15 protein-coding genes and 1 pseudogene are annotated in these 17,894 nt (G+C 74.0%); 5 read left to right on the top strand and 11 right to left on the bottom strand.

Annotated features, from left to right (window positions below; genetic code table 11):
• Positions 1–12: 12 nt before the first annotated feature.
• The 3 genes from AB0C59_RS18115 to AB0C59_RS18105 form a co-directional block, all read right to left on the bottom strand.
• Positions 13–2,091, bottom strand: a complete 2,079-nt coding sequence (locus tag AB0C59_RS18115) for a SpoIIE family protein phosphatase (RefSeq protein ID WP_363005581.1) — start codon at positions 2,089–2,091, stop codon at positions 13–15.
• Between the two features lie 276 nt (positions 2,092–2,367).
• The gene (locus tag AB0C59_RS18110; protein WP_363005579.1) at positions 2,368–3,027 is read right to left on the bottom strand and encodes a ribonuclease H; all 660 of its coding nucleotides are present in this window, start codon (positions 3,025–3,027) and stop codon (positions 2,368–2,370) included.
• Positions 3,028–3,080: 53 nt separating this feature from the next.
• Complete coding sequence (locus AB0C59_RS18105; RefSeq protein ID WP_363005577.1) at positions 3,081–3,878, bottom strand: VOC family protein; 798 nt, start codon at positions 3,876–3,878, stop codon at positions 3,081–3,083.
• A 153-nt stretch (positions 3,879–4,031) separates the two neighbouring features.
• Here AB0C59_RS18105 and AB0C59_RS18100 point away from each other — a divergent pair, with 153 nt between their 5' ends.
• On the top strand, positions 4,032–5,042 hold the full coding sequence (locus AB0C59_RS18100; protein WP_363005575.1) for a zinc-binding alcohol dehydrogenase family protein: 1,011 nt from the start codon (positions 4,032–4,034) through the stop codon (positions 5,040–5,042).
• A 15-nt stretch (positions 5,043–5,057) separates the two neighbouring features.
• Here the strand turns inward: AB0C59_RS18100 and AB0C59_RS18095 are convergent, their stop codons facing one another.
• The 4 genes from AB0C59_RS18095 to AB0C59_RS18080 form a co-directional block, all read right to left on the bottom strand.
• A complete protein-coding gene (locus AB0C59_RS18095; protein WP_363005573.1) occupies positions 5,058–5,924 on the bottom strand; it encodes a Cof-type HAD-IIB family hydrolase in 867 nt (288 codons plus the stop codon).
• A 228-nt stretch (positions 5,925–6,152) separates the two neighbouring features.
• The gene (locus AB0C59_RS18090; RefSeq protein WP_363005571.1) at positions 6,153–6,581 is read right to left on the bottom strand and encodes a subtilase-type protease inhibitor; all 429 of its coding nucleotides are present in this window, start codon (positions 6,579–6,581) and stop codon (positions 6,153–6,155) included.
• A gap of 354 nt (positions 6,582–6,935) precedes the next feature.
• On the bottom strand, positions 6,936–7,430 hold the full coding sequence (grpE, locus tag AB0C59_RS18085; protein WP_363005569.1) for a nucleotide exchange factor GrpE: 495 nt from the start codon (positions 7,428–7,430) through the stop codon (positions 6,936–6,938).
• A 118-nt stretch (positions 7,431–7,548) separates the two neighbouring features.
• Positions 7,549–8,715 carry a helix-turn-helix domain-containing protein gene (locus AB0C59_RS18080; RefSeq protein ID WP_363005567.1) on the bottom strand — a complete coding sequence of 389 codons (1,167 nt, stop codon included), beginning with the start codon at positions 8,713–8,715 and terminating at the stop codon, positions 7,549–7,551.
• A gap of 115 nt (positions 8,716–8,830) precedes the next feature.
• Between AB0C59_RS18080 and AB0C59_RS18075 the strand changes: the two genes are divergently transcribed.
• Together AB0C59_RS18075 and AB0C59_RS18070 are read left to right on the top strand one after the other, a co-directional pair.
• Positions 8,831–10,000 (top strand): lactate 2-monooxygenase, encoded by a 1,170-nt coding sequence (locus AB0C59_RS18075; RefSeq protein ID WP_363005565.1) that lies wholly within the window; start codon positions 8,831–8,833, stop codon positions 9,998–10,000.
• Positions 9,997–10,974, top strand: coding sequence for an NAD(P)-dependent oxidoreductase (locus AB0C59_RS18070; protein ID WP_363005563.1), 978 nt, complete (start codon positions 9,997–9,999; stop codon positions 10,972–10,974). Before AB0C59_RS18075 ends, AB0C59_RS18070 begins: the two co-directional genes overlap by 4 nt.
• 48 nt (positions 10,975–11,022) lie before the next feature.
• Here the strand turns inward: AB0C59_RS18070 and AB0C59_RS18065 are convergent, their stop codons facing one another.
• From AB0C59_RS18065 to AB0C59_RS18055, 3 genes are all read right to left on the bottom strand, one after another.
• The gene (locus AB0C59_RS18065) at positions 11,023–12,642 is read right to left on the bottom strand and encodes an RICIN domain-containing protein (RefSeq protein ID WP_363005561.1); all 1,620 of its coding nucleotides are present in this window, start codon (positions 12,640–12,642) and stop codon (positions 11,023–11,025) included.
• Positions 12,643–13,069: 427 nt separating this feature from the next.
• Positions 13,070–13,450, bottom strand: coding sequence for a toxin Doc (locus AB0C59_RS18060; protein ID WP_363005559.1), 381 nt, complete (start codon positions 13,448–13,450; stop codon positions 13,070–13,072).
• Between the two features lie 3 nt (positions 13,451–13,453).
• Positions 13,454–13,723 (bottom strand): hypothetical protein, encoded by a 270-nt coding sequence (locus tag AB0C59_RS18055; RefSeq protein ID WP_363005557.1) that lies wholly within the window; start codon positions 13,721–13,723, stop codon positions 13,454–13,456.
• 193 nt (positions 13,724–13,916) lie between these two features.
• Here AB0C59_RS18055 and AB0C59_RS18050 point away from each other — a divergent pair.
• Together AB0C59_RS18050 and AB0C59_RS18045 are read left to right on the top strand one after the other, a co-directional pair.
• Positions 13,917–14,069 (top strand): annotated as a pseudogene (locus AB0C59_RS18050) (PAS domain-containing protein); the annotation flags it as partial.
• Positions 14,014–15,435 (top strand): SpoIIE family protein phosphatase, encoded by a 1,422-nt coding sequence (locus AB0C59_RS18045; RefSeq protein WP_363005555.1) that lies wholly within the window; start codon positions 14,014–14,016, stop codon positions 15,433–15,435. The pseudogene AB0C59_RS18050 and the gene AB0C59_RS18045, both read left to right, overlap by 56 nt.
• 41 nt (positions 15,436–15,476) lie before the next feature.
• Here AB0C59_RS18045 and AB0C59_RS18040 read toward each other — a convergent pair whose 3' ends face one another.
• Positions 15,477–17,468, bottom strand: a complete 1,992-nt coding sequence (locus AB0C59_RS18040; protein WP_363005553.1) for an RICIN domain-containing protein — start codon at positions 17,466–17,468, stop codon at positions 15,477–15,479.
• Between the last annotated feature and the right edge of the window lie 426 nt (positions 17,469–17,894).

The raw sequence follows: 17,894 nt of genomic DNA, 5'->3' as shown, positions 1-17,894 counted from the left end.
TCGGCACGGGCGTCACGAGGGGCTGAGCGCCAGTTCCGTCCAGACCGTCTTGCCGACGGGCGAGTAGCGCGTCCCCCAGGTCTGGGCGAGCTGCGCGACGATGAACAACCCGCGGCCCCCTTCGTCGGTGGTGCGGGCGTGCCGCAGATGGGGCGCCGTGTCCCGCCCGTCGCTCACCTCACAGGTCAGCCCCCGGTCCAGGATGAGGCGCAGTTCCAGCGGCGGGCTCCCGTAGCGCAGGGCGTTGGTGGCCAGCTCGCTGACGATCAGCTCCGCGTTCATCGCGGTCTCCTCCCCCACCTCCCACGCGGCGAGCCTGTCACGGGTGTACTCGCGCGCCGCCGCCACGGCGGCGGGCGTGTCGTCCAGGGCCAGGGTGGCGACACGATCTGACGGGAAGCAGCGCGTACGGGCCAGCACGAGGACGACGTCGCCGTCCTGGATGGCGGCGGGCAGCCCGTAGAGGATGTCGTCGCACAGGTCGTGCACGGGCGGGGCACCCTCGCTCTCCCGGCACAGGGGGCTCCTGGTGCCGCGCAGATAGCCGGCGAGGGCCGAGGACCCGGGGAAGGCGATCGTGCTGCCGAGCGGGAGCGCGATGCAGTCGGCGGCGAACGGCGAGAGGTCCGCGCTGCCGAGCGCGGGCCCGGCCGGCGTGTCGGGGCTCTCGACGGTCCCGTCCGGGCGGACGACCACGGGGGCCGGGTATCCGGCGCGGGCGGCGGTGCAGATCCGGGTCAGCGGATCGTAGACGGCGTACACACAGTGGGCGCACGACGGCTCACGGTGCAGGGGGTTGGCCGGCGGCAGATCCGCTCGCTCGGCCGCCAGCAGCGACGCCGTGTCGTTCAGGCGCGCCAGCAGTTCCTCCGGGTCCAGGTCGAGCGAGGCCAGGGCGTGGACCACGGTGCGCAGTTGACCGACGGTCGCCGTGGCGGCGATCCCCTCTCCGCAGACGCTTCCCGCGACCAGGGCGGTACGGGCGCCGGAGAGGGCGATGGTGTCGTACCAGCCGCTGCCGCCACCGCCGGGCCGGGCGATCCCGTCGGCCTCCAGCGCGGTGTGGGAGGCGGGGTGCAGCGGGAGCATGTGCCGCAGAACGGTGGCCGCGACCGTGTGGTCCCGGGTGTAGCGGCGGGCGTTGTCCACGCACAGCGCGGTGTGCCGGGCAACGTCGCGGGCGAGTTCGATGTCCGCCTCGTCGTAGGTGCCGGGCGTGCGGGAGCGGTACAGGCTCAGCAGCCCGAGCACGGTGCCGCGCAGGTCCAGCGGAACGGCCAGGAGGGCGTGCACCCCGGACTCGCGGATGGCGCGGGCGCGAGGGGGGTCGGCGGTCAGCCACGGCAGGCTGGGGCGCAGACCCACGGCGCGGGGCCGCAGGTCGGTGAGCGCCTGGCTGTAGGGCGTCGGTCCGGGCAGGGCCCGTACGTCCCCGACGGGGTGCGCCTGGGGGCGGCCCTCCCCGTCGCCGCTGCGGAAGGCGGCACGGCGCAGGCGGGCGTCGCGGGGCAGGGGGGCGAGCGGGGGCTCGTCGCCGCGGATCACGGCGTCGACCACCTCCACGACCGCGACGTCCGCGAAGGCGGGGACCAGCGCGTCGACCAGTTCCTGGCAGGTCGCCACCACGTCCAGGGTGCGTCCCACATGCTGGCGCACGCCGTCCAGAGCGGCCAGGCGGGTCCGGCCCCTCTCGCGGTCGGTGACGTCCACCACCGTCAGAGCGACGCCGAGGACGGTGCCGAGGGGCTCCTCCAGGCGGAACGCGGACACCTCGTACACGTGCTCGTTGCCGTGGTAGACGGGGGGACGCGCCCTGACGATCCGCTCCCTCATCGGGACGCCGTCGCTGAGCACGGCACGCAGCAGGGCCTCGATCTTCTCGGGCTCCGCCACGTGGTGGGCCCGGGGGAAGCGGCGGCCCACCAGGTCCTCTTCGCGCAGGCCCTGCAAGGGGGGTGCGGCGGTGTTGACCCGCAGGACGCGCAGTTCGGTGTCGAGGACGGCGAGGCCCACGGGGGAGCGGGTGAACAGGGCGTCGAGGATCGCCGTGCCGGTGTCCGAGGCGGCAGGGACCCCCGTGCCGTCTGCCATCGAAGCCACCTCCCGCGCGCCGCTCACGCCCTTCTTCCGGTGTACTCCGCCGGGGTGCATACGGCGACTCGTACCTGGGCGTTCCTCTCGGGGCTGGGGGTGGGGGGGTGCGTCGGGGGGTGCGGGTGCGTCGGGGGTTTTGCGCAGTTCCCCGCGCCCCTGATCACGTGTGGTGCGGTACGTCCGGCGGGTGCGGGTGCGTCGGGGGTTTTGCACAGTTCCCCGCGCCCCTGATCACGTGTGGTGCGGCACGTCCGGCGGGTGCGGGTGGTGGGGTCAGCGGCAGTCGGGGTGGCCCCAGCCGTCGGAGTTCTTCGCGATGGGTTCGCCCGCCGCGTAGGGGCGTCCGCACACGCAGCGGCCGGGGAACTTCGCCTTGAGGGTGCGTCCGCCCGTGCGTGGCTGCCGGGTGGTGCGGGCGGGCGACGAACCCGTTCCGGAGGGCGACGACGGCGGTGGTTCCGGGGAGCCGTACGCGCTGCCCGCCGCCTCCTGCCCCACGGCGGCCTGACTGGCGGCGCGGTCCGCGAAGTCGTTGAGGCGGTCGCCTCCGACCTGGTGCGCGGGCACATAGCGGAAGTCGACCTCGCGCCCGTCGAGCAGCGCGTCGATGCGGACGACCAGCTCCTGGTTGGCGACGGGCTTGTTCGCCGCGGTCCGCCAACCGTTGCGCTTCCAGTTGGGCAGCCAGGTCGTGACGGCCTTCATCGCGTACTGGGAGTCCATGCGGACCTCCAGCGGAACCCCGGGGTCGACCGCCGTCAGCAGCCGCTCCAGCGCGGTGAGTTCCGCGACGTTGTTGGTCGCCTTGCCCAGCGGGCCGGCCTCCCAGCTGCTGACGACCTCGTCGTCCCCGGCGACCACCCAGGCCCATCCGGCAGGTCCGGGGTTTCCCTTCGAAGCCCCGTCACAGGCGGCCACAACACGTTCAGGCATGCCCCGATCATGCCACGCCGCGGGCACCCCTCCGGGCCCGGGTACGGGAGTGACTAGGACACATCGGTCGCGTCCGGCATGCGTCCCTCGGTGGTCGTGACGTCGATGACCGAGAAGTTCGCTCCCTGCGGGTCGCTCAGCGCGGCGAACCGGCCGAACGGGCTCGTCATCGGGCCGAACCGCAGGACCGCCCCCCGCCCGGTGGCGCGCTCGACGGCCGCGTCGCAGTCCTCGACGGTGAAGTACACGTTGACGTAGGACGGCACCTGGGGCGGGAAGTCGTCCGTCATCCTCATCCGGCCGAGCACGGGCCCCTCGCCCAGCTCGAAGACCCGGAAGTCGACGGCGTCGTCCTCGATCCGCTTGGACCGGTAGGGGAAGACGGCGGGGAAGAACGCGTCGGACTTCTCCGGCTCCCGGGTGAACACCTCGGCCCAGCAGTAGGCGCCGGGCACCCCCCGCGCCTCGAAGCCCTCGTGGACGCCGCCCTGCCAGAGGCCGAAGAAGACGCCGGAGGGGTCACGGACCAGCGCCATGGTGCCGTAGTCGCCGACCTGCATCGGCTCCATCAGCACCTCTCCCCCGTGCTCCCTGATCCGGCCCGCGGCGGCGGCCGCGTCGGGGGTGGCGAGGTAGAGGCACCAGGCGGACTGCCCCTCCTGGCCCGGCATGGGCGGCACGACGGCGGCGACCGCCTTGCCGTTCGCGTACGCCTGCGTGTAGTTGCCGTACTCGGAGGAGGACTCGCCGAAGGTCCAGCCGAGGACGTCCCCGTAGAAGCTCTTGGCCCCTTCGAGGTCGGCGAACATCGCGTCGGCCCAGCAGGGCGTTCCCTCGGGTTGTACCGCCATGGCGTCTCGACCTTCCCCGTGCGGCGTCCGGATGGATGGTGGGTGCGGGCTCACGCTAGCCAGGCCGGGCCCGCGCCGCGCGCAGAACCGCCGTCGTGTTCGACACTGGATGGGGCGGACGCCGGCAGTCGAGAACGGAACGGGGCACGGGCGATGCGCGCATGGGTGGTGGACCGGCCGGGGCCCATCGAGCAGGGGCCGCTGCGCTGGACGGAGCGGCCCCTGCCCGTGCCGGGGCCCGGCGAACTGCTGGTGCGCGTGCGGGCGTGCGGCGTGTGCCGGACGGATCTGCACGTCGCCGAGGGCGACCTGCCCGTGCACCGGCCGGGGGTGACGCCCGGGCACGAGGTCGTGGGTGAGGTGGCCGGGACCGGCGCGGCCGTGCGCGGGTGGGCGCGGGGTGAGCGGGTGGGCGTCGCATGGCTGCGAGGTACGGACGGCGACTGCCGGCACTGCGCGCGCGGGGCGGAGAACCTGTGCCCGTCCTCCCGGTACACGGGCTGGGACGCCGACGGCGGATACGCGCAGTACACCACCGTGCCGGCCGCCTTCGCCTACCGGCTGCCCCCGGACGTGGACGACGTGGCGCTCGCGCCGCTGCTGTGCGCGGGCATCATCGGCCACCGGGCGCTGCTGCGCACCTCGCTGCCCCGCGGCGGGCGCCTCGGTCTCTACGGGTTCGGCGGCAGCGCCCATCTGTGCGCGCAGGTCGCCCTGGCCCAGGGGGCCACCGTGCATGTCCTGACCCGGGACGAAGCCTCCCGGCGCCTGGCCCTCGACCTCGGGTGCGCGTCCGCGCGCGGTGCCCGCGAGGCGCCGCCCGAGCCGCTCGACGGGGCGATCCTGTTCGCGCCGGCGGGCGATCTCGTGCCGGTGGCGCTGCGCGCGCTGGATCGTGGCGGGGTGCTCGCGGTGGCGGGGATCCATCTGAGCGACGTCCCGGCGCTGCGGTACGAGAGCGAGCTTTTCTACGAGAAGGAGCTGCGCAGCGTCACCTCGAACACGCGCGAGGACGGCCGCGCATTCCTGGAGCTCGCCGCCCGGTACCGCGTCCGCGCGACGACGCATCCGTATCCGCTGTCGCAGGCCCCGCGGGCCCTCGCCGACCTGAAGGCGGGCCGCTTCGACGGGGCGGCCGTACTGGTGGACGACTCCCGGGACTGAGGGTTTTCCGGGGTACTACGCGTGCTCCGGCAGATGCAGCAGGCGGGCGATGGTGCGCAGTACGCCGTGGTCGGTGTTGGCGGGTGCCGTGTGGCGGGCCCGTCGCAGGACGTCCGGGTGGCCGTTGGCCATGGCGAAGGACCACTCGGCCGCGTCGAGCATCTCCAGGTCGTTGAGGTAGTCGCCGAACACCAGCGTCTGGGCGGGGGTGATGCCCAGTTCCCGCTGGAGTCCGCGGACGGCGGCGCCCTTGTCGGCCGTGGCGTTCAGGACGTCCACCCAGTGCGCGCCGGAGACGACCACCTGGTGGGTCGCGGCGAGCGGTTCGAGCGCGGGTGCGGTGACGCGCTCCGCGGATCCGAAGTCGTGGACGGCCACTTTGAGGAACTCGTCCTCGACGGCGGTCAGGTCCTCGACGGGGCGCAGCAGGGCGTAGTACCGCCGTACCTCGGCGAGGAAGGCCTCGTCCGTGCGCTCGACGTAGGCGGACCTCTTGCCGCACAGCACGGCCCCGACGTCCGCTCCCCGGGCCGTGAGCCGGCGCGCGGTGCGCACGACCCGGGCGGCCACCGCCGTGTCCAGGGGGTCGGAGCTGAGCTCCACGCCGTCGCGCACGACGTAGGTGCCGTTCTCGGCGACGAAGACCATGCCGTCGGCCGCCCTGGCGAACTGCCGTGCCAGCGTGGCGTACTGGCGTCCGCTGGCCGGGCTGAACACCACCCCGCGCTCCCGCAGCCGGTCGAGGAGCGGCCACAGGCCCTCGGGGATCGCGCCGCCGCCGTCCAGGAGCGTGCCGTCCATGTCGGTGACGACGAGGCGTATGTCCGCGGGCCGCTCGGGGCGCTCGGGGACGGTGGGGAGGGCCGGGGGCGTGAGGGACATGCTCTTCGCTCTCTGGGGGACTTCGAACTCGCGATCGTATACGACGACGAGGACCGTGCGCCTGGGCGCAGGTCCTCGTCGTCGTACACGTATCGGGGGCCGGCCGGACGGCCCCACTCCGTCCGGCCGGCCCCGTTGCGAGATCACGTGGCGTTCCGCATCAGGGCTCGCGCTCCCCAGCCACAAGCCCTGGTCGAAGTTGCACGGTCGCCATGCGATCCGCGTCCATCAGAACGCGAAGAATGCGGTCCCGTAGGAGTTCTTCACGCACTCGTTGGAGAAGGAGCGCTCGTAGTTGACGCGCTTGCCCTGGTAGACGCCCTGCACGGTGACGACCACTGGGTCGTATAGCTTCGTACACAACACACCGCCCCTGAGGGCCAGTTGATCGAGGTCACCGCCCACCGCGCGCAGGTCGGCACAGGCGTCGGCAGCGTCCGGGTGGCTGCCGGAGGCGCTCGGGGCGCAGTTCAGGGTGACGGCTCGCTGCGGCGTGGTGGCGGCGGCGCTCTGGCCATGGCCCGTGGTCATGACCAGAGCCGAGGGGGCGTAGAGGGACGTCGGGGCGTTCGGGGCGGCGAGCGCGGTTCCTGCGAGGGTGCCGCAGGCGGCGGTGGCCGCCAGGGTGATCGCTGCCCAGCGCGCGGTGTTCGGCATTGTGTGCATCCTTCCGCTCGTTTCGAGATGGCCGGCACGGTTCCCGGCGACGTGGTGACCGGGAGCCAGTCCGGTCCGGTGCCGGATCGGCGTGCCGGAGTCTGCCGACTCCTCACGGGAATCTCACATCGACCCCCTGCATTTCGGTAACTTTGAGTATGGAAGGAGTGGCGCGAAGTGACGGATTCTGAACGCCTCTGCCCTGTAACCGCACGGGTACTGAACGTCAACGACGCCTGGATGGCCGGTTTTGTGCGCCTCGGCAATCGGCCTGAAACATTCCGAATTTGAGGCTGCGAACGGCCCCGCGAGGGCGGCGAACGGGGTCCGAGGGGGCCCCGCCGCGCGGGTCGGTCAGTCCGTGGGCGGTCCGACGACGGTGACGCGCGCGGCGCGCAGCAGCCGGTCGCCCACCCGGTATCCGGGGCTCAGGATCTCGGCGCACCTGGGGCGGTCGGCGTCCGGCGAGACCCGGTGGCTCACGGCCTCGTGCCGCGTGGGGTCGAAGGGATCTCCCGGCAGCCCGAATACCCGCAGGCCGAGCGAGGCCAACGACGCGTCGAGGACGTCGGCGACGGCGTCGAGCCCGGGATCAACCTCCCCGAGCCGACGGGCCGCGGTCATGGCGTCCAGCACGGGGAGCAGCGAGCGCAGCACGTTCTCCGCGGCGGCCTCGCGCACCGCGAGGCGGTCGCGGCGGACCCGCTTACGGTAGTTGTCGTACTCGGCCTTCACCCGCTGGAGATCGGCGGTGCGCTCCTGAAGCAAACACCGCAGGTCCTCGTCCGGCCGCCGACTCGGGTCCATGGTGTCGTGCTCCCCGCCCCGGAGGGCGGGTATTCCTGCCACGGACAAACCCGCCGGGGATATGCGATCCGCGCGGTGTGCCCGGTCCGCCGGGATCCTCCCGGTGCCTCACCCCGTGATCGTGCGCCCGGACGCGCGCGTCCGGGCGCGCGGGCGGCGTTCACGTCCTGATCGTGCGGGCGATGTCCAGCGTCAGGCGCTGCCAGGGGTCGCGCGGGTCGCGGGACGTCAGGGCGTGGACGCGGCGCAGACGGTAGCGCAGCGACTGCGGGTGCAGATGCAGTACGCGCGCGGCCTCGGTCGCCGAACCCGCGTCGATGTACGCGGTGAGGGCCGCCAGCAGATGGCTCTGCGCGGCCTCGGTCAGCGGGCCGAGCACGAGGCGGGCGATGTGGTCCGGGCCGGCGGCCGGATGCCCCGCGAGCAGGGCGAGGATGTGCGCGTCGGCGTCGTCCAGGAGACGGCCGGGCCGGTGGGCGTGGCCGGGCGCCGTGTCCAGGGCGTCGACGGCCAGCCGATGGGCGACGGCGACCCGGTCCAGGCCCTCCTTGGTGATCGCGCAGCCCCGCCAGCCCTGCTCGGCGAGCACGCCCGCCGCCCGCTCGACGGCCGTGGCGGCCAGCAGCAGGACGGCGCGCGACCCGCGGACCGTCGACAGGGACGTCCCCTCGTCGCCGAGCGCGCCGAGCAGTGCGGCGGCGTCCTCGTACGGCAGGTCGGAACCGCCGGCGCCCGCCGGTTCCGCGACGAGCAGGCAGTACGGATCGGGCAGGTGGACGCCGAGCCGGGCGGAGCGGTCCGTCAGCGCGCCCGCCGAGGCGTGCCGTCCCGCGATCAGGTCGTCCAGGAGCAGCCGCCGGGCACGGTCGCGGTCCCCCGCGAGATCCTCGGAGGTCGCGGCGTACGCCGTCGCCATCTCCTCCGACAGGACGTCCAGCGCGGTCACCAGCACGCGGGCGAGCGCGAGCCCGTCCCCCGCCGTGAGGTCCCGCGCGCGGGCGGCGACCTCGTCGATCAGGACCGTCCCGGCCACCCGGTAGGCGCGCAGCACCGCCTGCACGGGCCGCCCGTCCGCCGCGCGGGCCGCGGCGATCCCCCGGAAGCGGCGCAGATCGGCGCTCTCCAGCGCGGTGCCGGTGGCCCACAGGTGCAGCAGCCGGTCCACGCCCCAGGCCGCGATGGCCCGCACCTCCGGGAGACGGCGGTCGTCGAGGGCCGCGTACGCCGGCACCTGCTCGTGGACGGCGGCGACGACCGCCTCCACCACCCGGGGGTCGGCCAGGATCTCGCCCCGGACACGCGCCCGGGAGGATGACGGCTGATTCATCACAGGGTGATGATCCCAGCCGCACGATGTGCGCACCAGGCTGGACTCCTCTTGTCACTGTCGCAAGGATCAGGGGCGTGAACGCGGTCCTCGGGACGAGAGGCGGAACGCACGGATGGCGAAGCACTGGGCCGACTTCCAGTACGAGATCTACCTGAACGGCATGACGGGCGCCGTGCCGCGGCTGCCCACCGACCTGACGCGGTTGGAGGAGCTCACCGAACAGCGGCTCGGGCCCGGTCCGGTCGGCTATGTCGCGGGCAGCGCGGGTGCCGGAAGCACGGCACGGGCGAACCGGGCGGCTCTGGAGCGCCGCCGGATCGTGCCGCGCATGCTCCGGGACGTGGGGGAACGCGATCTTTCCGTCGAGGTGCTGGGCCGTCCGCTGGCGGCGCCGCTCGCACTGGCACCGATCGGCGTCCTGTCGATCATGCATCCGGACGCGGAGCCCGCGGCCGCCCGCGCGGCCGCGGCCCAGGGCGTGCCGTACATCCTCTCCTCCGCCTCCAGCACGCCGATGGAGCAGGTCGCCGAGGCCTCGGGCGAGGGCGAGCGCTGGTTCCAGCTGTACTGGCCGAAGGACCGCGAGGTCGCCCGCAGCTTCCTGACGAGGGCGAGGGACGCCGGGTTCACGGCACTGGTGGTCACCCTGGACACACCGCTGCTGGCGTGGCGGCCCCGCGACCTCGACCAGGCCTATCTGCCGTTCCTGCACGGCGTCGGCACCGCCAACTACTTCTCCGACCCGGCGTTCCGGGCGGGTCTGGCGAAGCCGGTGCACGAGGACCCGGACGCGGCCGTCATGCACTTCGTCGGCATGTTCGCCGATCCCGGCAAGACCTGGCCCGACCTCGCGTTCCTGCGGGAGAACTGGGAGGGCCCGATCGTGCTCAAGGGCATCCTGCACCCGGACGACGCCCGCCGGGCCGTCGACGCGGGGATGGACGGTGTGGTGGTCTCCAACCACGGCGGCCGGCAGGTGGCCGGGGCGGTGGCCGCCGCCGACGCGCTCGCGCGGGTGGTGGAGGCGGTCGGGGACCGGACCACCGTGCTGTTCGACAGCGGCATACGCACCGGCGACGACATCGTCAAGGCCCTGGCGCTCGGCGCGCGGGCGGTGCTCGTGGGACGTCCCTACGCCTACGGGCTCGGGCTCGACGGCCAGGCGGGCGTGGAGCACGTCATCCGCTGTCTGCTCGCCGAGCTGGACCTGACCCTCGCCCTGTCGGGGCACGCCACCCCCGCCACCCTCACGGCCGCCGATCTGATCGAGGAGTCCGCATGACCGAAGTCAAGAACGTCCTCGCCGTCGTCTCGCCGCACGTCGGCGGACGCGAGGCAGGCGCCGCGCTCGCCACCGTCTTTCCCGGCCAGGCGCGGGTCACCGTGGTGGAGCGCACCGACGAGGACCCGGTGGCGCTGCGCGAGGCGCAGGTCATCGTGACCGGGCTCGGCCCGGTCACGGCCGAGCACATCGCCGCCGCGCCGGAGCTGGAGTTCATCCAGTGCGCGAGCCACGGCTTCGACTACGTGGACCTCGCGGCCGCCCGCGCCCGGAACGTGCCCGTGTGCAACATCGGCTCCAGCGGCGCCGAGAAGCAGAACGTGGCCGAGCAGACCTTCGCGCTGATGCTCGCACTGGCCAAGCAGCTGGTTCCCGCGCACACCGCCCTCGTCGACGCCGACTGGGCGCTGCCGCGGCTGCAGGGCGCCATCACCGAACTGTCCGGCAAGACCCTCGGCATCGTGGGGCTCGGTCACATCGGCGAGGAGGTCGCGCGCCGCGCCCTCGCCTTCGACATGAGCATCCTCTACGCCGGTCCCAGCCGCCTGGACGAGGAGACCGAGGCACGCCTCGGCGGCGCTCGCCATGTCACGCTCGACGAACTGCTGCGCACCTGCGACTACGTGAGCCTGCACGCGCCGCTCACCGACGCGACCCGGCATCTGCTCGACGCGGAGCGGCTCGCGCTGATGAAACCGACCGCGTTCGTGATCAACACGGCGCGGGGCGCCCTGATCGACCAGGACGCGCTCGCGCTCGCCCTGGAGCAGGGCACTCTGGCCGGCGCGGGGATCGATGTCTTCGACCCCGAACCTCCCACCGCGGCACTGAGGTTGCTGAAGGCGCCGAACGTGGTGCTCTCGCCGCACGTCGCCGGCGTCACCCGGGAGACGCTGGTGCGCATCGCGCTGGCGGCGGTGCGGAACGCGGCGGACTTCGTCGCCGGGGCCGAGCCGCGCGACGTGGTCTCCTGACCTCGGGGCGGTGGTGCTCCCGCCCCCGTACGTCGGGGGCGGGAGCGTTCAGAAACCGAGGCCCGGACCGCCGGACGGCGGTGGCGTCCGCGACGGCTCGCCCGTCCCCGTGACCGAACGGGACCGGGTCGTCGGCGTGCGTCCGTCGGTCGCCCATCGCTGGAGATCCGAGGCGTCGCGGTCCTTGACGACGATGTCGGCGCCCGCTTCGCCGGCGGCGGGCGTGACGGCGAGCCTCCCGTTCCCCCGGGGCAGCAGTTCCCCCCGCACGGTGAGGTCGTAGCGGACGTCGTCGGCGTGCGCCCCGGTGGCGTCCTCGCACCGGCTGAGGGTGGCGACCCCGCTCGTCGCGCGGGAGTCGAGGCACAGCCCCGGATCGGCGGCGCTGCGCAGCCGCCCGTCGCTCTCGTACGACCACTGCTGGGTCCACACCGACGAGCACGCCGCGAGCTCGGTGGAGGCGCCCGGGCGCACCGCGCCGCGGACGTCGAGGCACAGCCCGTCGGACAGGTCCCGCAGTCTGGTCTGCCGGGGGGCCACGGGCCGGTCGGCCGCGCCGGCGGGCGAGGACGCAGCCGACGCCCCCGGGCCGGGGGCCAGCGAGGTGGGGGCACCGTCGCTCGTGCTGGTGGAGGCGACCGGGTCGGCGCCGTCGCCGTCCGACCACATGCCCACGACGAGGAAGGTCGCGAGCACCGCCGCCGCGGCGAGGCCCACCCCGGTCAGCAGCGCCCGGGTGCCCGGTTCCCCGGGCAGGGCGCGCAGCACGCCGCGGACGGGCGAGGGGGCCGAGGACAGCAGCCGGTGGCGCCCGCCACCCGGCCGCCCGCGGCCGAGAAGGGCACCGCCGCCCAGGGCGCCGCCACCGCCACCCCGCGCGGCACGGCCCGGGCGGGAGTCCAGGTAGCGTCGCGCGCCCCAGCCCAGGACCGCTTCGGCGAGCAGCCCGCCGAGTCCGCCCTCGAAGTGGCTCAACTGCTCGGCGGCGCCGCGGCAGTAGCGGCACTCCAGCAGGTGCTGGCGCACGTCCGGCAGCAGGGTGCCGCCCCGGCGCAGGGGAACGTCGAGGAGCCGGTTGTGGAAGCGGCACTCGTCGGTCGGCGCCAGTTCCCGGTGGGAGCGTACACAGGCCGCCCGGAACTGCTCGCGTGCCTGCTCCAGGGCCGCCGCCGCGGACTCGGAGTCCATGCCGAGGAGCACGGCCGGGACGGAGACGTGCTCCGCCTCCACCTCTGTGTGCCACAGCAGGCACCGGGCGAGCCCGGGCAGGGACTGGAAGGAGCGCTCGGCCAGGCCCCGGTTCTCCCGGGTCAGGGTCTTGGCGGCACGCAGTCCGCGGCCGCCCGCGGGCTTGTCCAGTTCGGGCAGGGCGCCGGATATCCCCTCCCGCGCCGACCACTGCCGGACCGTGTCCCGTACGGCCACGAGCAGGTGGGGGCGCAGCGCCGTCGCGGACCCCGAACGCTGGAGGTGGCCGAGCACACGGTGGAACGCGGTGGCGGTGACCATCGAGGCGGTGTCGCTTCTGGAGGCCAGGCAGATGACGGCGTAGTCGTGCGCCGATCGCCAGTGCCGGGCCATCAGCAGGGCGACGGGCTCGGTCACCTCACCGGCGGGACGGCCGCGGAACGCGACGGCGAGACTCTCGTCGGACTCCCCGGGGGGCATGCCGGGGCGGGGAGGGTAGGACGGACGCGGGGGGTGGGGGGTGTGCACTGGGCTTTCCTTCCACGGCGCAAGGCGGCACACGGAGTTCTGGCGCCGGGAGGGCCCGGATCGGCGCGGCCCGTATCGGCGGATCAGACGTGGCACGGGAAAGGCCACGGATGAAGGCCACCGCGACCGCCGACGGAGGGTACGCCTTTTGAGCTCTCCTGCGGCCGTGAATGACGAGCGGCGATTCGGGCGGCACTGCCCATGCACGGAAAAGCAACCCTCGCACATGTCACGGAGGGCCAACAAGGCACAGGAACAACATCGGCACCGATGTGAACGACAATCAGCACTCGGCGTCAACGTCGCACACGTGTACCGGAATTCGAAAACGCACGCGCGCCGTGAGAGCGGCCCGAACCGGTTCGGGCCGCTCGGCGCGTCATATCTGCCAGGACCGCAGTCGGTCGGCGGCGGCGTAGACATCGGCCTTGGCGGCGATCAGATCGCGGGTGAGGTCGACCAGGGCACCGTAGGGCGGGTCGATGCCGGCACCGCTGACGAACATGTAGGCGACCGCCGTGGCGCAGGCGAAGCGGGCGTTGGCCGACGGCAGCGGCTTGAGCAGCGCCAGGGTGTGCAGCAGGGCGGCGGCGCGCCAGGCGGGATCGGAGTCGACACCCAGGCGCGGCGGATCCACCCGGTGGCGTGCGACGGCGGCGACCAGCGCGGAGAAGTCGTTGATCACCGGTTGCCCCGGCAGCACTTCCTCGTGGCGTTGCAGCAGCCAGGGCACGTCGATGTGGATGACGGAGTCGGCCATGGGTCAGGCCCCCCGCCCCCGGCTCCTGCCCGCGATCCCGTCCCGCGCGAAGGCGGTGGGCTCGTCCTCGGGGAAGGCGGCGGCGAACTCCGCGGCGTGCGCGGCGAAGAACTGCCGAAACGTCTCGGCACCCTCCTTGAGCGCGCGGTGCCGCGCGATGTCGGCCGCGGCGGCCTCCCGTACGAGGGCCTTCATCGACGTACCGCGCTCCTTGGCGATCTGCCGGAGGTCCTCCAGCTCACGGTCACTGAACTCCACGTTGAGGGCTGGCATGCGGCACACGCTACCCGCGAGGGTACTCACCGGTAAATACAACCAGGTCAGAGGAGGATGTGAGCGGTACCGGAGCGGGCGCGCCCAGCGGTTCTCTCCAGCCCGGCCCCACCCCGGGCGGCCCCAGGTGGGAGGCCCTAGGCTGGAACACGGGTGACGGTGCTCGGTCACCGGGAGTAAGGGAGTGGCGTCGATGAGCCCGGTCCTTCCCTCCCGCTCCGGCGGGACCGCCACGGCACGGGCCGTCGTCGACGACAGCGGTGTACTGGTCCGGTGGAACGACCACGCCCGTGAGCTGCTCGGCTACGAGCCCGGCCAGGCGGAGGGCCGCCCCGCCGCGGAGTTGCTCGCCCCCGGCGAGGAGGTCCCCGCGCCCCTGGGTGCACGAGTTCGGCGTGCACTCCACGATGTCGGTGCCGATCACGGCACGCGGCGGGACGGTCGGAGTGACGGTGCTGACCCGCTTCCGGCGCCCGGACCCCTTCACGCCCGACGACGTGCTGCTCGCCGAGGAGATCACCGCGCGGGCCGCCGTCTGCATCGACAACGCTCGGCGCTTCTCCCGCGAGCGCAGGACCGTGCTCGCCCTGCAGCGCAGTCTCCTGCCGCGCACCCTGCCCCGCGTCGCCGCCCTGGACGCCGCCTCCCGCTATCTGCCCGCGGCCCGCGCCGGGGTGGGCGGGGACTGGTTCGACGTGATCCCGCTGTCGGGGATGCGGGTCGCCATGGTCGTCGGGGACGTGATCGGGCGCGGCATCCAGGCGTCCGCGACGATGGGGCGGCTGCGGACCGCCGTGCAGACACTCGCCGACATCGATCTGGCGCCCGACGAACTGCTCACCCACCTCGACGACCTGGTCGTCCGCCTCTGCCACGACAGCGGTGCGGACGCCGCCGCGGGCGAGGTGGGAGCCACCTGCCTGTCCGCGGTGTACGACCCCGTCTCACGCAGGTGTTCGCTTGCCCGGGCGGGTCGTCCCGCGCCGGTCGTGATGGCGCCGGGCGAGTCCCCCCGGGAGGTCAAGATGCCGAGCGGGCCGCCGCTGGGCCTGGGCGGGCCGCCCTTCGAGTCGGCCGAGGTCGACCTGCCCGTGGGCACGGTGCTGGGCCTGTACACGGACGGGCTGGTCGAGGGGCACGGCCAGGACGCCGACGCCAACCGCCGCCTGCTGTGCTCGGCTCTCGCGGGTGATCCGTCCACCGCGCCGGCTCCGGGCGGGGCCGCGGACTCGCTCGACGACGCCTGCGACCGGATCCTGCGCGCCCTGCTGCCGCGGTGCGGCGTCAACGACGACGTGGCACTGCTGCTCGCCCGCACGCGCGGGCTGCCCGCGTCCCAGGTGGCGACCTGGGCGATGCCGGCCGATCCGGCGCTGGTCGCGACGGTCCGCAGGCATGTGGTCGGACAGCTCGCGGACTGGAACCTGAGCGACAGCGTGTTCACGGCCGAGCTGGTGGTGAGTGAACTGGCCACCAACGCCCTGCGGTACGGCGACCCGCCGATCCGGCTCCGGCTGATCCACGACGCCACCACGCTGATCTGCGAGGTCTCCGACAGCAGCCACACGGCCCCGCATCTGCGGCGGGCCAGGACCTACGACGAGGGCGGCCGGGGCCTGCTGCTGGTGTCCCAGCTCACCCAGCGCTGGGGCAGCCGGCACACCGCCGAGGGCAAGACGATCTGGGCGGAGCTGAGCCTGCTGGAGGAGTGAGCGGAGCGGCAGGAAGGGAGGGCACCGGCCGCGGCCGGGAGTCAGCGGGCGCCGCCCCAGCCGCGGTGTTCCGCCCGGTCCCCGCCGGTGTCCGGCTCTCCCCCGTGGCCGTCCTGCCCTCCGGAACCGACGCGCCCCCCGTGACCGCCGTGCCCCGGACGGTCGCCGCGGTCGTGCCCCACCGGGGTGGACCGCGCGGGAGGTCCGCTCGTCGCCGGCGCGGCCTTCGGCGTCCAGGCCCGCGTCGGCGTGTGCCGCTCGGCCGTCCGGGACGGGGCGGGCGAGGGTGTCCCGCTCGGGGAGGCCGGCACGGTGGAGCCCGCCCAGTCGACCGACTCCATCGGCTGCGCGCCGAAGGCCTGGGCGAGCCAGCGCTGCGTCGCGTCCTCGGTACGCGGCTTCAGCACGAGTGCCGCGCCCTGGTCGGACGAGGCGGGCGTCAGGCCCAGCGTCTCGTTCCAGCGCGGCACGAGGCCGCCCTGGCGGGTGAAGTCGTACCGGACGTTCTTCCCGTCGGACTCGGAACGTCCCGCGCAGGCCGCGAGTTGCACCGAGTAGCCGAGGTGGGAGTCGAGGCAGAGACGCGGTGCGGCGGCGCTGCGCAGCCGTCCGTCGGCGGTGTACGACCACCGCTGGGTCGCGGCGGAGCCGCAGGGGACCAGGGCGGCCTCCGCGCCCGCGACCGGCCGCCCCCGCAGGAGGCCGACGCACAGGCCGCTGTCCTCGTTGCGCAGCCGGCCCTCGAAGGCGCCCGTGGGCACATCGGCCATCGTGCCCACCCGCGGGGCGGGCCCGGATCCGCTCGTGCGCGTCGGCCCCGGAGAACCGGACGGCCCCGCCGGCGCCGCCGTCGGCTGTCCACCCGAGCTGTCGCCGGACCAGGCGACCAGGGGGACGACGACCAGCGCGCCGACCGCGGCCACGGCGAGTGCCAGCTGCCACGGCTGCGGCGTACGGCCGGGCGCGCGGTGCGCGGCGGAGCAGCGGGCGCCGAGCACGGCGGAGGCGGCGCGGGTGAAGCGAGCCTGGGCGCCGGGGGTGCGCGCGGGGCCGACGCCGGCGCGAGGCCCGGGTGCCGCCTCGGGCGCCCGGGCGGCGGGCGCGGCCGGGGGCGCCGGGCGGACGTCGGCGGCGTCGACGAGCGGCTCCCCGCCGACGGGCACGGGCGCGGGCACGGGCGCCGCGGCCTCGGTCGGCGGGACGGCCGTGCCCCGGGCGTCGAGGTAGGCCTGGGCTCCCCAGCCGAGCACTCCCTCGGCGAGCAGGAGGGGCAACCGGTGGTCGTAGCCCTCCAGTTGCTCGGCCGCGTGGTGGCAGTGGAGGCAGCCGTCCATGTGACGGCGCAGGTCGAGGTCGATGAGGCCGCCGTCCCGGCGCAGGGAGACGTCCAGGAGGCGGGCGTAGCGTCGGCACTCCTGGTCGGGGGCGAACTCCCGGTGCACGTCCAGGCATATCTCGCGCAGCATGTCGCGGGAGCGCGCCCACCTCATGGCGGCGTCGTCGGGGTCGATGCCGAGCAGGGCGGCGGGGGTGGTGACGTCCTCGCGCTCGACCTCGCCGTGCCACAGCAGGCAGCGCGCGGGTTCGGAGAGCCGCTGGAAGGCGCGGGTGACGAGTCTGCGGTTCTCGGGGGGTAGCAGCCGGACGGCGAGGCGGGCTCCGGGGGCGGAGCGCAGGGACGGGTTCAGGAGGGTGTGCCGGTGGTCGGCGTCCCACTCCCCGGCCAGCCTCCGAATGGTCACGAGCAACTGGGGCCGCCAGGCCGCGGTCGGTCCGCCCTGACGCGCGGAATCCTCGAAGAGCCGGGTGAACGCCGCCGTGCTGAGCATCCCGGCGGGGTGCGGGCCGTCCGTGAGCAGTCGGGCGTAGGCGTAGGCGGCCTCCCAGTGGCGGCCGAGGAGTTCACCGATCGGCTGGTGGACGGGCCTCTTCCCGGCGGCCTTCTTCAGTTGCGCCGCGAGCTGTTCGTCCGTGAACTCACGGAAGGCGGGGGCATCGGGGCCGGGAAAATTCTGCTGGACTCCGTTTTTCACGTCCACGGTCTTCCAGAACCCCCTGCGCCCGTTCTCAGTCCATACCAATGGGCGCACGACCCGGCGCACGGCAATCGGGAAGCGTCCATTGGGCAAGCAGCTTTACGAACACTCTCCGAATACGGCTCGTACGAAGGGAGAGCGACGGCGACACCGGCCTTTGCGGCGGAAATGACGACCCCGCGCCGACGGGACCACTTTTGCACAGGTCACCCTGTCCGAACAAGCGCGCGCCCGGTTCCCGCTTTCCCGCAGGACACGGCCGAATTGACAAGCTGTCAATACGGCGACGCGCACACACCGGGCGAAGCCGAATTGACAAATTGTCAGTACGTCGGGCGCGCGTGCGGACGGTGAATTCGGCGCGGGGACACACCGCCGCCCCAGGACCGACCGCTCGCGCGGCGGCCCCGGGGCGGCGGCTTC

This window comes from Streptomyces sp. NPDC048664, assembly GCF_040650555.1.
Classification (GTDB): Bacteria; Actinomycetota; Actinomycetes; order Streptomycetales; family Streptomycetaceae; genus Streptomyces.
This window is presented reverse-complemented; position numbering and strand designations above follow the sequence as displayed.

Bases quoted from the DNA above. Each gene is read 5' to 3' on its own strand.
- AB0C59_RS18105 (WP_363005577.1), bottom strand. From the start codon at position 3,878: ATGGCGGTACAACCCGAGGGAACGCCCTGCTGGGCCGACGCGATGTTC.
- AB0C59_RS18070 (WP_363005563.1), top strand. From the start codon at position 9,997: ATGACCGAAGTCAAGAACGTCCTCGCCGTCGTCTCGCCGCACGTCGGC.
- AB0C59_RS18110 (WP_363005579.1), bottom strand. From the start codon at position 3,027: ATGCCTGAACGTGTTGTGGCCGCCTGTGACGGGGCTTCGAAGGGAAAC.
- AB0C59_RS18055 (WP_363005557.1), bottom strand. From the start codon at position 13,723: ATGCCAGCCCTCAACGTGGAGTTCAGTGACCGTGAGCTGGAGGACCTC.
- AB0C59_RS18065 (WP_363005561.1), bottom strand. From the start codon at position 12,642: ATGCCCCCCGGGGAGTCCGACGAGAGTCTCGCCGTCGCGTTCCGCGGC.
- AB0C59_RS18090 (WP_363005571.1), bottom strand. From the start codon at position 6,581: ATGCCGAACACCGCGCGCTGGGCAGCGATCACCCTGGCGGCCACCGCC.
- AB0C59_RS18115 (WP_363005581.1), bottom strand. From the start codon at position 2,091: ATGGCAGACGGCACGGGGGTCCCTGCCGCCTCGGACACCGGCACGGCG.
- AB0C59_RS18060 (WP_363005559.1), bottom strand. From the start codon at position 13,450: ATGGCCGACTCCGTCATCCACATCGACGTGCCCTGGCTGCTGCAACGC.
- AB0C59_RS18075 (WP_363005565.1), top strand. From the start codon at position 8,831: ATGGCGAAGCACTGGGCCGACTTCCAGTACGAGATCTACCTGAACGGC.
- AB0C59_RS18100 (WP_363005575.1), top strand. From the start codon at position 4,032: ATGCGCGCATGGGTGGTGGACCGGCCGGGGCCCATCGAGCAGGGGCCG.
- AB0C59_RS18080 (WP_363005567.1), bottom strand. From the start codon at position 8,715: ATGAATCAGCCGTCATCCTCCCGGGCGCGTGTCCGGGGCGAGATCCTG.
- AB0C59_RS18095 (WP_363005573.1), bottom strand. From the start codon at position 5,924: ATGTCCCTCACGCCCCCGGCCCTCCCCACCGTCCCCGAGCGCCCCGAG.